Source organism: Paenirhizobium selenitireducens ATCC BAA-1503, from assembly GCF_900492185.1.
GTDB classification, from domain to species: Bacteria; Pseudomonadota; Alphaproteobacteria; order Rhizobiales; family Rhizobiaceae; genus Allorhizobium; species Allorhizobium selenitireducens_A.
Genome location: NZ_UEYP01000016.1, coordinates 60904 through 74858 on the forward strand (window position 1 = coordinate 60904; position 13955 = coordinate 74858).

The following is a 13955-nucleotide window of genomic DNA, read 5'->3' on the forward strand; positions in this document are numbered from 1 at the left end:
CGGATGGTTGATTTTGTCAAAAATGCAATCAAGAATGGTAGCTTGATCTGGAGATCGAAGCGATGGAAGTCACGGTCTACATTCTGCGATGCCGGGATGGCTCCTACTATACCGGCCTTACCAAGCAATCGATCGAGGCCCGGCTTTGGGAACACAATGCGGGCGTCTACGACGGCTACACGGCGCGCCGGCGGCCGGTCGAACTGGTGTTCATGGAGGTCTATGACCGCATCCTCGATGCCATTGCGCGCGAGCGGCAGATCAAGGGCTGGAACCGGCAGAAGAAAGAGGCCCTGATCGCCTATGCCTACGAGGCGCTTCCCGATCTGTCGCGTCGTGGGCCGGTCAATCGGGGAGGCCTGGACTCTTTGTCGCGTGGCAGGGAATAGAACTGGGCGCCTGTGGCCGAATGCTTCGAGGGCATGGGGAGTCGAGATCGGGGGCCGGATGCTTCGAGGCCCTCGCTTCGCGAGGGCACCTCAGCATGAGGGGAAGCGTGCGGCATGCGTCGGTCGGGCGCCCTCGATGAGTGGTTGAAAAGGCCGGGAGCCCGAAGCGCGTTCGGCAGGCACCGTGGCGTGAGGGCGGTGTTTCCGGCTGGATGCTTCGAGGCCCTCGCTTTGCTCGGGCACCTCAGCATGAGGGGGAGTGCATGGCCGGCCCCGTGCCCACCTCGGGCGTCTGGGCACAACGGAAGCCCTCACCCTGAGGCGGGAGCGCAAGCGACCCTCGAAGGGCGAGGGCGTATCGGTGCCAAGGGTGGATGGCCGCGGGGCCAAGCGGTCCGCTCACATCTCCGGCACGTCGAAAACCTCGCCGGGGCGCAAGGCGCGGAAGCGGGTGGGGGGGATGGCGGCGGCGGAGAGGGCCTTTGACAGGTCCTCGACCGGGGCCTCGATCGCTTCGTCGGTGAGCTGGAAGGTGCCGAAATGGTGGCCGACGGCGTTGGCGGCGTTGCACAGGCGAAAGCCCTCGACGGCTTCCTGCGGGTTCTGGTGCTGGCCCTTCATGAACCAGCGCGGCTCGTAGGCGCCGATCGGCAGGTTGGCGAGGCGGAAGGCGCCGTGCTTTTCCGCCGCTGCGCGGTAGTTGATGCCGTCGTGAAAGCCGGTGTCGCCGATGTGGTAGATCTTGCCGGCCGGGGTCGAGAGCACGAAGGCGGCCCACAGCGCCATGCGACGGTCGCGGATGCCGCGCGCCGACCAGTGGTGGCAGGGCTCGGCATGGATCGACAGGCCGTCCCAGTATTGCAGCCGGTCGCCCCAGTCCATGTCGGAAATCTTTGCGTCGGGCAGGGCGCGGTGGATGATCGTGTCATTGCCGAGCGGCGTGACGATATGCGGTCCGTGCTCCTCGTCAAGGCGGGCAAGCGTCGGCAGGTCGAGATGGTCGTAGTGATTGTGGGTGACGAGCACGATGTCGATCGGCGGCAGGTCCTCGAGGGCGATGCCGGGGGAGGCCACGCGCTTCGGGCCGGCAAAGGAAAAGGGGCTGGCGCGTGGCGACCAGACGGGATCGGTCAGGATGTTGAGGCCGGCGACCTGGATCAAGAGCGTGGCGTGGCCGATCATGGTTACGCGCAGGTCGGCGCCATCGACCCGCGCGCGGGGCGGGGTCGAAGCGGGGCCATGCGCCACACGCTTCGGCCAGCGGGCGCGTTTGCCGTTGGTCTGCCACTTGATGAGGTCGCGCATGCCGCCGGGCTCGACGCCCTCAGGGTTGAAGAAGCGCTTGCCGTCGAAGTGGTCGGAAACGGGGCCGGTATAGTAGGGATTGGCGGGTTTGTCGGACATGGACGGCCGTGATCGTTGAAGGAGAGGTCAATTTGGGGACGCGCCCGGCGCTTGGAAAGGTGCCGGGCCGTCGAATCCCCGCTTTTGCCCGTCCGCCTTGACTTTTCCGGCCCTTTGCTGTTTATCGCCGTCAATCTGCGAAGAGACAAGCACTCCGAGCCGCCGACCGGGACCCGTCAAGGTATAAAGAGATCCCGGAGGTCAACACCCGACAGCGCGATGCGCCCTCGGGTGCATTTTGGCTTTGCGTCTTGTTTTCAGCGCGGGAAAGACCGACGTTTCGGGGACCCGAAACGATAAGGAAGAGCCGATGTTTGATAACCTCCAGGACCGCCTTGGTTCCATCCTGAATGGACTGACCGGCCGTGGCGCCTTGTCGGAAGCCGATGTTTCCGCCGCGCTGCGTGAGGTGCGCCGTGCGCTTCTGGAAGCCGACGTGGCGCTCGAAGTCGTGCGCAACTTCACCGACCGGGTCCGCGAGAAGGCCGTCGGCGCGGCGGTGCTGAAATCGATCAAGCCCGGGCAGATGGTCGTCAAGATCGTCCATGACGAACTCGTCGAAATGCTGGGCTCGGAAGGCGTCGGCGTCGATCTGAATGCGGCGGCCCCGGTCGTCATCATGATGGTCGGCCTGCAGGGCTCGGGCAAGACCACGACCACCGGCAAGATCGCCAAGCGGCTGACCGACCGCGAGAAGAAGAAGGTCCTGATGGCCTCGCTCGACACGCGTCGTCCGGCCGCCCAGGAACAGCTGCGCCAGCTCGGGGTCCAGACCGGCATCGACGTTCTGCCGATCATCGCCGGCCAGTCCCCGACCGATATCGCAAGCCGCGCCGTGCAGGCCGCCAAGCTCGGCGGCCATGACGTCGTCATCCTGGACACCGCCGGCCGCACGCATATCGACGAACCCTTGATGGTCGAGATGGCCGACATCAAGAAGAACGCCAGGCCGCATGAAATCCTGCTGGTCGCCGATGCGCTGACCGGCCAGGATGCCGTCAACCTCGCCCGCAATTTCGACGAGCGCGTCGGGATCACCGGTCTGGTCTTGACCCGCATGGACGGCGACGGCCGCGGCGGTGCGGCCCTTTCGATGCGCGCCGTCACCGGCAAGCCGATCAAGCTGATCGGTGTCGGCGAAAAGATGACGGAGCTCGAGGAGTTCCATCCGCGGCGCATCGCCGATCGCATTCTCGGCATGGGCGACATCGTTTCGCTCGTCGAGAAGGCGGCGGAAAACATCGACGCCGAGAAGGCGGCCGCCATGGCCGCCAAGATGGCCAAGGGCAAGTTCGACCTCGACGACCTGGCCGACCAGCTGCGCCAGATGCAGAAGATGGGCGGCATGGGCGGGATCATGGGGCTGATGCCCGGCATGGGCGGTATGAAGGACAAGATGGCCGCCGCGGGTCTGAACGACAAGCTGTTCGGCCGCCAGATCGCCATCATCCAGTCGATGACCAAGGCCGAACGGGCCAATCCCGACATTCTCAAGCATTCCCGCAAGAAGCGCATCGCTGCCGGCTCCGGCACGGACGCCGCCGAAATCAACAAGCTGCTCAAGATGCATCGCCAGATGGCCGACATGATGAAGGCCATGGGCGGCAAGAAGGGCGGCGGCATGATGAAGCAGATGATGGGCGGGCTGGCCGGCAAGATGGGTCTTGGTGGCCTGGGCGGCATGGGCGGCATGGGCGGCATGCCGGACCTGTCCAGCCTCGACCCGAAGCAGCTCGAAGCGCTGGCCAAGCAGGCGGAGGCCGCGGGCCTCAAGCCGCCGCCGGGCCTGGGTGGCATGGGCGGCTTGCCCGGAATGGGCGGCGGTCTGCCCGGCCTCGGCGGCGCGAAGCTTCCGGGCCTCGGCGGCCTGCCCGGCCTGCCGAAGAAGAAGTGAGGAAGCTGCTATGAGCGAACCATCCGTCAAGGAACAGCTTTCCGGCTATCGCCAGTCGATCGACAATATCGACGCGGCGCTGGTCCACATGCTGGCCGAACGCTTCCGCTGCACCAAGGCGGTTGGCGTGCTGAAGGCCAAGTACGACCTGCCGCCGGCCGACCCGGCGCGCGAGGAATACCAGATCGCCCGCCTGCGCCAGCTGGCCCAGGACGCGCATCTGGACCCGGATTTCGCCGAGACCTTCCTGAATTTCATTATCAGGGAAGTCATCCGGCATCATGAAGCCATTGCCGCCGAGCACGGCGGCGCAAGCGAAAAGACCGCCTGACGGCGGTCTCGATCAACCCGGACCGCCAAAAGCGACCCGACCCGAATGCAGACCGCCGGAAGGCGGCCCTGACAAGAACCCCGGACCGCCGGAAGGCGGCCCTAACAAGAACCAAGGAGTAAACCCATGTCCCTCAAGATTCGTCTCGCCCGTGGCGGTTCCAAGAAGCGCCCCTACTACCAGATCGTCGTTGCCGACGCCCGTTCGCCGCGCGACGGCCGTTTCCTGGAAAAGGTTGGTTCGTGGAACCCGATGCTGGCCAAGGACAATGAAAAGCGCGTCGAGCTGAACGGCGAGCGCATCCAGGAATGGCTCGCCAAGGGCGCCCAGCCGACCGACCGCGTCCTGCGCTTCCTCGCCGAAGCCGGCATCGCCACCCGCGAAGTCCGCAGCAACCCGGAAAAGGCAAAGCCGGGCAAGAAGGCTGTCGAGCGCACCAAGGAAAAGGAAATGAAGGCTGCCGAAGCCGCTGCCGCCGCTGCCGAAGCTGCCGCAGAATAAGTCTAGACATCTTTGATGTTCGACGGGCGGCGGGTTTTCCCGCCGCCCGTTTTCCGTTTCCATTTGCCCCGCTTCGCCGTAAAAGGGCGATGACACATCTTGCCACCGGAAAAGACTGACGCGATGACCAAACTCGAAAATCCCGTTCTGATGGCCGTGGTCGGTGCGGCGCAGGGTCTGCGCGGCGAAGTCCGGGTCAAGACCTTCACCGCCGACCCGATGGCGCTCGGCGAATACGGCCATCTGCGCAGCGCCGACGGACGGGTGTTCGAAATCCTCGATATGCGCGAGGCGAAGAATGTCGTTGTCGTGCGCTTTCGCGGCATCAACGACCGTAACGCGGCGGAGGCGCTGAACGGGCTGGAACTCTTCGTCGAGCGCGACGCGCTGCCCGACGAGGATCTCGAGGAAGACGAATTCTACTATGCCGACCTCGAGGGGCTGGAGGTCTATGACGCCGAGGGCCAGCATTACGGCGCGGTGACCGGGGTCTATGATTTCGGCGCCGGCGACCTCCTGGAGCTGAAAGGTCCCGGCAAGCGGCCGGTACTGATCCCGTTCTCGGAGGCCGCCGTGCTGGAGATCGACCTCGAGGGTGGCCGTATCCTGATCGACCCGACCGCCGCCGGCCTCAAGGACGAGGACGAGGGCAAGCCCTATGGCACCGGGGCCAAGGGAAAGCCGCCACGGGACAATTCGTGAGCCCGGCCGCCATGGCGTTCAAGGCAAGCATCCTTACCCTTTATCCCGACATGTTTCCCGGCCATCTCGGCCAGGCGCTGGCGGGCCGGGCGCTGGAGCGCGGCGACTGGTCGCTGGAGGCGGTGCAGATCCGCGATTTCGCCGTCGACAAGCACAGGAGCGTCGACGACACGCCGTCGGGCGGCGGGGCGGGCATGGTTCTCAGGCCCGACGTGCTGGCCCGCGCCATCGATTCGATCGCCGATGACGGGCGCCCGCGCCTGCTGATGAGCCCGCGCGGGCGGCCGCTCACCCAAAAGCGCGTGCGCGAGCTTGCCGAAGGCGAGGGCGTCGTCATCGTCTGCGGCCGCTTCGAGGGCGTCGACCAGCGGGTGATCGAGGCGCGGAACCTCGAGGAGGTTTCCATCGGCGACTATATTCTCTCCGGCGGCGAGCCGGCGGCGCTCACCCTGCTCGATGCCGTGGTGCGCATCCTGCCCGGCGTGATGGGCAACCAGCTGTCGGGCGTGCACGAGAGCTTCGAGGGCGGGCTTTTGGAGCATCCGCACTATACCCGGCCGCAGGTGTTCGAGGATCGCGAAATCCCGGCGGTGCTGACCTCGGGCAATCACGCGGCGATCGAGGCCTGGCGCCACGAGGAGGCGGAAAAACTGACCGCCGAGCGGCGGCCGGACCTGCTGAAGTAATTACTGCGTCGAGCCTGCGGTTGCCCAGCCCTACCCTTCGCTTGGGCTTAAGGGCGTTCGTCATTCAAAACGATTCACCGGATCGTTTTGCCGGCTTCGCCGGCCATTCCTCACCCCGTGACGAAATAATAGACGGCAAGGCCGAGACCGGCTGCGACCACCAGCCAACGCAGCAGGGCCTGGGGCACGCGGCGGGCGATCGCCACGCCGGCATAGCCGCCCAAAGCCACGGCCGGCACCATGATCGCCGCATGCCACCAGGAGACCGCGCCGGCAGTGGAAAAGACGATGATGGCGACGGCGGCAATGACGATCGACAGGAAGTTCTTCAGTGCGTTGAGGCGGTGATAGTCGCCGCCGCTGGCAAGCCCGAGCGAGGCGAGCATCATGATCCCCATGCCGGCGCCGAAGAAACCGCCATAGAACGAGGTGACGGCCTGAAGCGCCAGGCCGAGCGGGGTGGCCGGGTGACTTTGACCAGCGTGCTTCGGGCGAAGCTTCGGCCCGGCGGCGAAGACGGCGGTGGCGGCGATCAATAGCCAGGGCACCATGGCGCGGAAGGCCGGATTGGATAGCGAGATCAGGAACAGCGCGCCGCCGAGCGCGCCGAGCGCCGACACCAGTCCGAGGATCAGCGCGCTCTTCCACAGGCCGGCAAATTCGCGGCGATAGGCGAGCGTCGAGGTGATGTAGCCGGGGAACTGGGTGATCGACGAGGTGGCGTTGGCGGCGATCGGCGGCAGGCCGGCCAGCGTCATGGCGCCGAAGGTCAGGAAGGTGCCGCCGCCGGCGATCGCATTGACGACACCGGAGAGGAAGCCGGCAACGAACAGCAGGACAATGGTGGCGATCGACATCTTGTAGCTTTCCTCCGTGGTCACGAACGGTTATTCGTTCATGCCTTCGACTGCAATGGCGGGATCGGAGAAAAAATGCGCGCCAAGGGATGACAAACACCAGGCTTTGGTGTATTGGCCGCGTCGGAAATGGGCCCAGCCCGTCTGCCACAAACAAAGAGCATGCGTATCCGCTCGCGCCTGAAAAGGCAAAATCCGGAGGCTTTGACCGATGGATGCAAGAGCGCTCTGGCTGTTTCAGAAGAACTAGAGGTTAGACATGAACATCATTCAGCAACTGGAAGCCGAACAGGCTGCAAAGATCGAAGCCAAGCGCGGCGCGCCGCTGCCGAAGTTCGAAGCCGGCGACACCGTACGCGTCAACGTGCGCGTGACGGAAGGCAATCGTACCCGCGTGCAGGCCTATGAAGGCGTTTGCATCGCCCGTTCGGGTGGCGGCATCAACGAGAGCTTCACCGTTCGCAAGATCTCCTACGGCGAAGGCGTCGAGCGCGTATTCCCGGTCTACTCGCCGCTGGTCGAAGGCGTCGAAATCGTTCGCCGTGGTAAGGTCCGTCGCGCCAAGCTCTACTACCTGCGCGATCGTCGCGGCAAGTCGGCTCGTATTGTCGAGAACACCGGCACCCGCGCCCGCAAGCTGAACGACGCCGAACGCGCCGCCGTTGCCGAGGAAAAGGCACGTCTGGAAGCTGAAAAGGTCGCAGCAGCCCAGGCTCTGGCCGCCGAAAAGGCAGCAGCCGAAGCCGCTGAAGCCAAGGCCGCCGCAGAAGCTGCAGCCGCAGCCGAAGCTGCACCGGCCGAAGGCGCCGCAGAATAAGAATTCCCGTCACGGGATTTTGGACAAGGCGGCCTTCGGGCCGCCTTTTTCGTTTCCGGCGCCTGATCAGGTCGCGCAGGCTGCGACATGGTGGCATCGGCTCACCGCTTGCGTGATTTTCGCCGGACTGCTAATTCTGAAATGATCGGGGAAGAACCATGCAGGGTCGAAGGTCGAATTGGCAGTTCGTGATCCGCGCCTTGTGCGTGGTGGCGCTGCTTGCCGTCGGCTTTGGTCATCGGTCCCCGGCCTTCGCGGTTTCGCTGCTTTCCGCCGAGGAAGTAGCGGCAATGACCCTGCCAGACGGCACGCTGCCAGAACTCTGCCTGCCCGTCGACGGACAGGCCGGCAAGGGACAATTTACGGCCGCCCCCTGCGATGCCTGCGTGATCTCCGCCTCGGTCCTCCTGCCGACGCCGGCCGACATCACCGGCAAGCGGCTTTCGGCTGCCTCCGAGGTCCAGCTTCCGCCGCACGTCGAAGCCTTCCATCGCCAGCTTTTCCCCCCCAATGCCGCGCCCCGCGCGCCACCCCGTCCGGCCCTTGCCTGAGCCCGGCCCGGCGAGCGAAAGCTCGCCTGCGTCCGGAATCATTGATCGAGGCCGGTAGACACGCATCGAGGATGCGGATCCGGCCGGAAAGCCGGATAATGTCATGCTACATGTTCTTCCCAAGGCAGCGGATGGCTGCCCGCTGCCGCCACAATTGCTCTCCTCCAGACCGATCCCGCGGCAGACAGCGACCACACTGCAAATGCCGCCCCGCAGCACCGTCTATCTGGAGGGATTTGCCCGGGGCCCGCAATATCGGGTGATTGAGGGCTGTGTCGCCGTGTCCCAGACCCTGCCCGACGGGCGGCGGCAGATCATCGACATGGTCGGACCGGGGCGCCTGCTCGGCCTCGGTCTCGGCGAACACAATCGCTGCTCGGCCGAGACGCTGAGCTATGTGACGCTCGAACCGGTCGGCAAGGCCGAACCGGCAGACCTGCAGGACGCCCTGCATGAAATGGTGCTGCGCGGACAAGCGCTCGCCACCCTGCTCGGTCGCAAGAGCGCCGCCGAACGCGTTGCGTACGCCATTCTCGACCTGGCGGGTCAGTTCGCTCGCCCGGGAAAGAGCGGAAAGCGCGGTTCCATCTGCTTCACCCTGCATCCGACGCGCGGCGACCTGGCCGACTGGCTCGGCCTTACCGTGGAGACGGTCAGTCGTTGTTTCACCCGCCTGAAGCGCGCCGGGCTCATCGATTTTCGCCATCCGGAAATTGTCACCCTGCTGAAGCCGGAGGCGATGGCCGCGATCGCCGCCGGAACGGGCACGCTGGCGAGTGCGTGAAGTCGGTGCCGTCGCGGGTCGTTTTACCAACAAGATGTTTCAGACGAGAAAGAAGACATTGATGAAAAGAGTGCTGTTTGCCATTGCCGCCGGGCTTCTTGCATCCGCAAGCCAGGCTTTCGCCGAAATCAAGGTGACCGACGTCAAGGGTCGCGAGGTGACGCTGGAAAAGCCCGCCGAGCGCGTGGTGCTGGGTTTCTATTATGAGGATTTCCTCGCCGTTGTCGGCCCGGACGCGCTGGACAAGGTTGTGGCCCTGTCGCTGTCGACCTGGAAGGACTGGCGTCCGAACCAGTTCGCGGCTTATGAGAAGGCGCTGCCGAAGCTCTCCTCGATCCCGGATGTCGGCAATACCGAGGACAGCACCTTCTCGGTCGAGAAGGTGATTGCCGCCAAGCCCGATCTCGTCATCCTCGCCGCCTGGGCCTATGATGCGCTCGGCGAGGGGGTGAAGCAGATCGAGGCTGTCGGCATTCCCGTCGTCACGCTCGACTACAATGCGCAGACGGTCGAGAAGCATGTGCTCTCCACCGAAGTGCTCGGCAAGGTGATGGGTGCCGAGGAGCGCGCCGCCAAGCTCGCCGACAACTACAGGAGCGCCATGGCCGACATAGACGCGCGCATCAAGGCGGCCGGCCCGACAACCCGGAAGGTCTATTTCGAACTGGCGCAGAAGGGTGCGGCCGAGGTCGGCAATTCCTATGGCGACAGCATGTGGGGGGCTCTGGTGGACAAGCTCGGCGGCGTCAACATCGCCAAGGGCCAGATCGGCAATTGGGGACCGCTCAGCCCCGAATATGTGCTGGCACAAAAGCCCGACCTGATCTTCCTTGCGGGTTCGGAATGGGTGAACAAGCCGCAATCCGTGCAGGTCGGATTTGGCGCCGATCCGAAGGTGACGCGCGAACGCATGGCAGGTTATCTCGGTCGTCCCGGATGGTCGGAGCTTCCGGCCGTACAGCAGGGTGGAGTTCATGCGATTTACCATGGCGGTGCCCGGACACTGTCCGACTATGTCTATGCGCAATACATCGCCAAGCAGCTCTATCCGGAGGCGTTCAAGGACGTTCATCCGGCGCGGAATATCGAGCGCTATTATGACACCTGGCTGCCGATCAAGGCCGAGGGTGTGTTCGTGCTGCCATACGTGGCGGCGGGCCAATGACGGCGATCACTAGCGAGCTGGAAGGCTTGCGCGACGGTTATCGTCGCGCATCCTCGCGCCGGGTGGCGGCCTTGCTGGTGGCCACGGTCCTCCTTCTCGGCCTGATGCTGCTCGACCTGACGACCGGTCCGTCAGGGATGCCGCTCGTGGACGTCTGGCATGGGCTGTGGGCCGGACCAAGCGGGGACGACAGGATGGCCGCGACGATCCTGTGGCAATTGCGGATGCCGCAGACCGTCATGGGCATGCTGGTCGGCGCCTGCCTCGGGCTTGCCGGCCTGCAGATGCAGACCATCCTTGCCAATCCGCTGGCAAGCCCGTTTACGCTCGGCTTTTCCGCGGCGGCCGGTTTCGGCGCGGCGCTCGGCATCATGTTCGGGTCGCTGATCCCGCTGCCGTCTTTCATCGTCGTCCCGGCCATGGCGTTTGCCATGACGCTCACCGCCTGCGGGCTGGTCTATTTCATTGCCCGCCTGCGCGGAGCGAGCCCGGAAATCCTCGTTCTCGGCGGCATCGCCGTGCTGTTCTTCTTCCAGTCGCTGCAGTCGCTGGTGCAATTCCTCGCCTCGCCCGAAGTGCTGCAGCAGATCGTCTTCTGGCTGTTCGGCAGCCTGCTGAAAGCAAGCTGGACCAGCGTTGCGGTCACGGGCTCGATCCTGCTTCTCTGCCTTCCGCTGGTGCTTCGCAGCTGCTGGGCCTTGACGACGCTCAGGCTCGGCGACGCCAACGCCCGCAGCCTCGGCCTGTCGGTCGAGCGGGTGCGCCGCGAGACCTTCCTGATCGTCGCCGTGCTGACGGCCGCCGCCGTCTGCTTTGTCGGCACCATCGGTTTCGTCGGATTGATCGCGCCGCATGTGGCGCGGGCGCTGGTCGGTGAGGATCACCGCTACGCCCTGCCGCTGTCGGCCGTGATGGGTGCGATCATCCTCGTCGGCGCCGCGGTCTTCGGCAAGTTCATCTCGCCCGCCGCCGTTATCCCGGTCGGCATCATTACCGCCGTTGCCGGCGTGCCCATGCTGTTTGCGGTGATCGCCCGGCGTGGCGGCAGGGGGGTCGCATGACGGAACGGCTGACCCTTGCCAATGTCGGCGTGCGGCGCGGCGGCAACCGCATTCTTGACGATATCAGCGCGTCGCTCGAACCCGGCCAGATCGTCGGGCTGGTCGGCCCGAACGGCGCCGGCAAGTCGACCCTGCTCGGTGCGATTGCCGGCCTTGCCGCCCATGACGGCGCAATCCACTGGGGCGGCCGACGCGTCGACATCGGCGAGATCGGCTTCATGCCGCAGCAATGCCAGGTGCGGGCCGAGCTCTCGGTGCTCGAAGTGGTGTTGCTCGGGCGCCACGAGCGGCTGGGTTTTCGGGTTGGCGACGCGCTCGTGCGGTCGGCGGTCGACATGCTGCGGAGCTTCGGCATTGACGATCTCTCGGGGCGGGCGATCCAGTCCCTGTCCGGTGGGCAGCAGCAGCTCGTGCTGCTTGCGCAGCGGCTGCTGCGCGAACCGAAACTGCTCCTGCTGGACGAGGCGACCAGCGCGCTCGACATCCGCCATCAGATGCGGGTGTTCGACCTGCTCACGGATTACGTTGCCCGCACCGGGGCGCTGGTGCTGATCGCCATTCACGATCTCAACCTTGCCGCCCGCCACAGCGACAGCGTTCTTCTCCTCCATGCCGGACGGCTCGAGGGCATGGGCGCCTTCGAGGAGATCGTCACGCCGGCTGCGCTTCGCCGCGTCTACGGCATCGAGGCGGAGGTCCTGTCCTGCCGCAACGGTCGGCCCGTCGTCGTGCCGCATTCGTCCTTCGAGCCGGACCGTCCACGTCAGACGCGCAGGGCATGAGGCGATCGCCGGTAGCCGCCAAAAACATTGCCGGGCGAGGGCAAAACTGCTAAGAGCCCAGCCATGGGATCGAAATTCGGATGTCTCGCGCCTGATATCTACGTGCTGCAGGACCACAAGCGTCTGCCGGCACGCTTTTTCGCGCGCGTCTCCGGGGCGCTCATTAGCCTGCAAGGCTAAGCGTTCGTCATCGGCGCCGCGCGTGCGGCGCCCTGCCCGCATTCCCTTTTCAAAACTCAGACGGATCTTCAGCCATGAGCGCACCCCGGACCCTCTACGACAAGATTTTCGACGACCACCTGGTCGACCGCCAGGAAGACGGCACCTGTCTCCTCTACATCGACCGCCACCTCGTCCATGAAGTGACGAGCCCGCAGGCGTTCGAGGGCCTGCGCATGGCGCATCGCACGGTGCACGCGCCGCAGAAGACGCTCGCCGTCGTCGACCACAACGTGCCGACCACGCCGGATCGCCATACCGGCATCAAGAACGAGGAAAGCCGCATCCAGGTCGAGGCGCTGGCGCATAACGCCGCCGAATTCGGTGTTGAATACTATTCCGAGAACGACAAGCGCCAGGGCATCGTACACATCGTCGGCCCCGAGCAGGGCTTCACCCTGCCCGGCATGACGATCGTCTGCGGTGATAGCCACACCTCGACGCACGGCGCCTTCGGTGCCTTGGCGCATGGCATCGGCACGTCGGAAGTCGAGCACGTGCTCGCCACCCAGACGCTGATCCAGTCGAAGGCCAAGAACATGCTGGTGCGCGTCGACGGGAAGCTGCCGGACGGCGTCACCGCCAAGGACATCATCCTCGCCATCATCGGCGAGATCGGCACCGCCGGCGGCACCGGCCACGTTATCGAATTCGCCGGCGAGGCGATCTGTGCGCTCTCCATGGAAGGCCGCATGACGGTCTGCAACATGACGATCGAGGGCGGTGCCCGCGCCGGCCTGATCGCCCCGGACGAAAAGACCTTCGAATACATCAAAGACAAGCCGCGCGCGCCGAAGGGCGAGGCCTGGGACCAGGCGGTCGCCTACTGGAAGACGCTGCACACGGATGAAGGCGCGCATTTTGACAAGGTCGTGGTGCTCGACGCCGCCAACCTGCCGCCGATCGTCTCCTGGGGTTCCTCGCCGGAAGACGTCGTGTCGATCCAGGGCGTCGTTCCGAACCCGGACGAGATCGCCGATGAAAACAAGCGCGCCTCCAAGTGGCGGGCGCTCGACTATATGGGCCTGAAGCCGGGCATGAAGATGACCGACATCGCCATCGACCGCGTGTTCATCGGTTCCTGCACCAATGGCCGCATCGAGGACCTGCGCGCCGCCGCCAAGGTGCTCGAAGGCCGCCATGTTGCGCCGACGGTGTCTGCCATGGTCGTGCCGGGCTCGGGCCTGGTCAAGGAACAGGCGGAAGCCGAGGGCCTCGACAAGATCTTCAAGGATGCCGGTTTCGAATGGCGCGAGCCGGGCTGCTCGATGTGCCTGGCCATGAACGACGACCGGCTTAAGCCGGGCGAGCGTTGCGCCTCGACCTCGAACCGCAATTTCGAAGGCCGCCAGGGCTATAAGGGCCGCACCCATCTGGTGTCCCCGGCCATGGCCGCGGCTGCCGCGGTTGCCGGCCACTTCGTCGACATCCGCGAGTGGCAGTAAGCCCCGTTCGCGCCACGGCCTGAAAAGACCAAGCCGCCGGCCTTCCTGCCGGCGGCTTTTTTGTGCCTGATCGCCGGCGGCGCCGTAGCCTTCGGCGCCACCCGCGCCTTACGCCCGCGACTGCCCTCATGCTGAGGTGCCTGAGCCGAGCGAGGGTCTCGAAGCATGCTGTTGCTGGCGCTGACGTGGATGCCACCCGCCCTCGCCCTTCGAGGGTCGCTGACGCTCCCGCCTCAGGGTGAGGGCTACCATTATGTGCCTGCCTCAGAATGAGGCTGCCGGTTTGTGCTCGCCTCTGGGCAAGGCTGCCCTTGCTTGGCCCTCATGCTGAGGTGCCCGAGCAGAGCGAGGGCCTCGAAGCATCCGT

Annotated in this window: 15 protein-coding genes; 13 read left to right on the forward strand and 2 right to left on the reverse strand. The window is 65.3% G+C overall.

The annotated features are described in order from the left end of the window. Positions 1-62 precede the first annotated feature (62 nt). On the forward strand, positions 63-389 hold the full coding sequence (locus RHIZ70P_RS19625; protein ID WP_115672150.1) for a GIY-YIG nuclease family protein: 327 nt from the start codon (positions 63-65) through the stop codon (positions 387-389). 399 nt (positions 390-788) lie between these two features. On the opposite strand, the gene RHIZ70P_RS19630 is transcribed toward RHIZ70P_RS19625, so the two are convergent. Further along, the gene (locus RHIZ70P_RS19630) at positions 789-1793 is read right to left on the reverse strand and encodes an MBL fold metallo-hydrolase (RefSeq protein WP_115672151.1); all 1005 of its coding nucleotides are present in this window, start codon (positions 1791-1793) and stop codon (positions 789-791) included. A 310-nt stretch (positions 1794-2103) separates the two neighbouring features. On the opposite strand from RHIZ70P_RS19630, the gene ffh reads away from it, so the two are divergent. The 5 genes from ffh (at position 2104) to trmD (ending at position 5907) form a co-directional block, all read left to right on the forward strand. Next, on the forward strand, positions 2104-3687 hold the full coding sequence (gene ffh, locus RHIZ70P_RS19640) for a signal recognition particle protein (protein ID WP_115672152.1): 1584 nt from the start codon (positions 2104-2106) through the stop codon (positions 3685-3687). A 10-nt stretch (positions 3688-3697) separates the two neighbouring features. Further along, a complete protein-coding gene (locus tag RHIZ70P_RS19645) occupies positions 3698-4018 on the forward strand; it encodes a chorismate mutase (protein ID WP_115672153.1) in 321 nt (106 codons plus the stop codon). Between the two features lie 126 nt (positions 4019-4144). After that, positions 4145-4519 carry a 30S ribosomal protein S16 gene (gene rpsP / locus RHIZ70P_RS19650; protein WP_115672154.1) on the forward strand — a complete coding sequence of 125 codons (375 nt, stop codon included), beginning with the start codon at positions 4145-4147 and terminating at the stop codon, positions 4517-4519. A gap of 123 nt (positions 4520-4642) precedes the next feature. Beyond that, positions 4643-5221, forward strand: coding sequence for a ribosome maturation factor RimM (gene rimM / locus RHIZ70P_RS19655; RefSeq protein WP_115672155.1), 579 nt, complete (start codon positions 4643-4645; stop codon positions 5219-5221). 11 nt (positions 5222-5232) lie between these two features. After that, positions 5233-5907, forward strand: coding sequence for a tRNA (guanosine(37)-N1)-methyltransferase TrmD (trmD, locus tag RHIZ70P_RS19660; protein ID WP_115672156.1), 675 nt, complete (start codon positions 5233-5235; stop codon positions 5905-5907). Between the two features lie 110 nt (positions 5908-6017). Here trmD and RHIZ70P_RS19665 read toward each other — a convergent pair whose 3' ends face one another. Beyond that, positions 6018-6764 (reverse strand): sulfite exporter TauE/SafE family protein, encoded by a 747-nt coding sequence (locus RHIZ70P_RS19665; RefSeq protein WP_115672170.1) that lies wholly within the window; start codon positions 6762-6764, stop codon positions 6018-6020. Positions 6765-7023: 259 nt separating this feature from the next. Between RHIZ70P_RS19665 and rplS the strand changes: the two genes are divergently transcribed. The 7 genes from rplS (at position 7024) to leuC (ending at position 13588) form a co-directional block, all read left to right on the forward strand. Further along, positions 7024-7581: a 50S ribosomal protein L19 gene (gene rplS / locus RHIZ70P_RS19670; RefSeq protein ID WP_115672157.1), complete on the forward strand. Its 558-nt coding sequence runs from the start codon at positions 7024-7026 to the stop codon at positions 7579-7581. 158 nt (positions 7582-7739) lie between these two features. Next, positions 7740-8132, forward strand: coding sequence for a hypothetical protein (locus tag RHIZ70P_RS23085; protein WP_181904075.1), 393 nt, complete (start codon positions 7740-7742; stop codon positions 8130-8132). Positions 8133-8235: 103 nt separating this feature from the next. Then, complete coding sequence (locus RHIZ70P_RS19675) at positions 8236-8916, forward strand: helix-turn-helix domain-containing protein (RefSeq protein ID WP_115672158.1); 681 nt, start codon at positions 8236-8238, stop codon at positions 8914-8916. Between the two features lie 61 nt (positions 8917-8977). After that, complete coding sequence (locus RHIZ70P_RS19680) at positions 8978-10081, forward strand: ABC transporter substrate-binding protein (protein WP_115672171.1); 1104 nt, start codon at positions 8978-8980, stop codon at positions 10079-10081. Further along, positions 10078-11142: a FecCD family ABC transporter permease gene (locus RHIZ70P_RS19685; RefSeq protein ID WP_115672159.1), complete on the forward strand. Its 1065-nt coding sequence runs from the start codon at positions 10078-10080 to the stop codon at positions 11140-11142. Before RHIZ70P_RS19680 ends, RHIZ70P_RS19685 begins: the two co-directional genes overlap by 4 nt. Continuing rightward, a complete protein-coding gene (locus RHIZ70P_RS19690; protein WP_115672160.1) occupies positions 11139-11924 on the forward strand; it encodes an ABC transporter ATP-binding protein in 786 nt (261 codons plus the stop codon). The genes RHIZ70P_RS19685 and RHIZ70P_RS19690 overlap by 4 nt, the downstream gene beginning before the upstream one ends. 254 nt (positions 11925-12178) lie before the next feature. After that, positions 12179-13588: a 3-isopropylmalate dehydratase large subunit gene (gene leuC / locus RHIZ70P_RS19700; RefSeq protein ID WP_115672162.1), complete on the forward strand. Its 1410-nt coding sequence runs from the start codon at positions 12179-12181 to the stop codon at positions 13586-13588. The last annotated feature ends 367 nt before the right edge of the window (positions 13589-13955 follow it).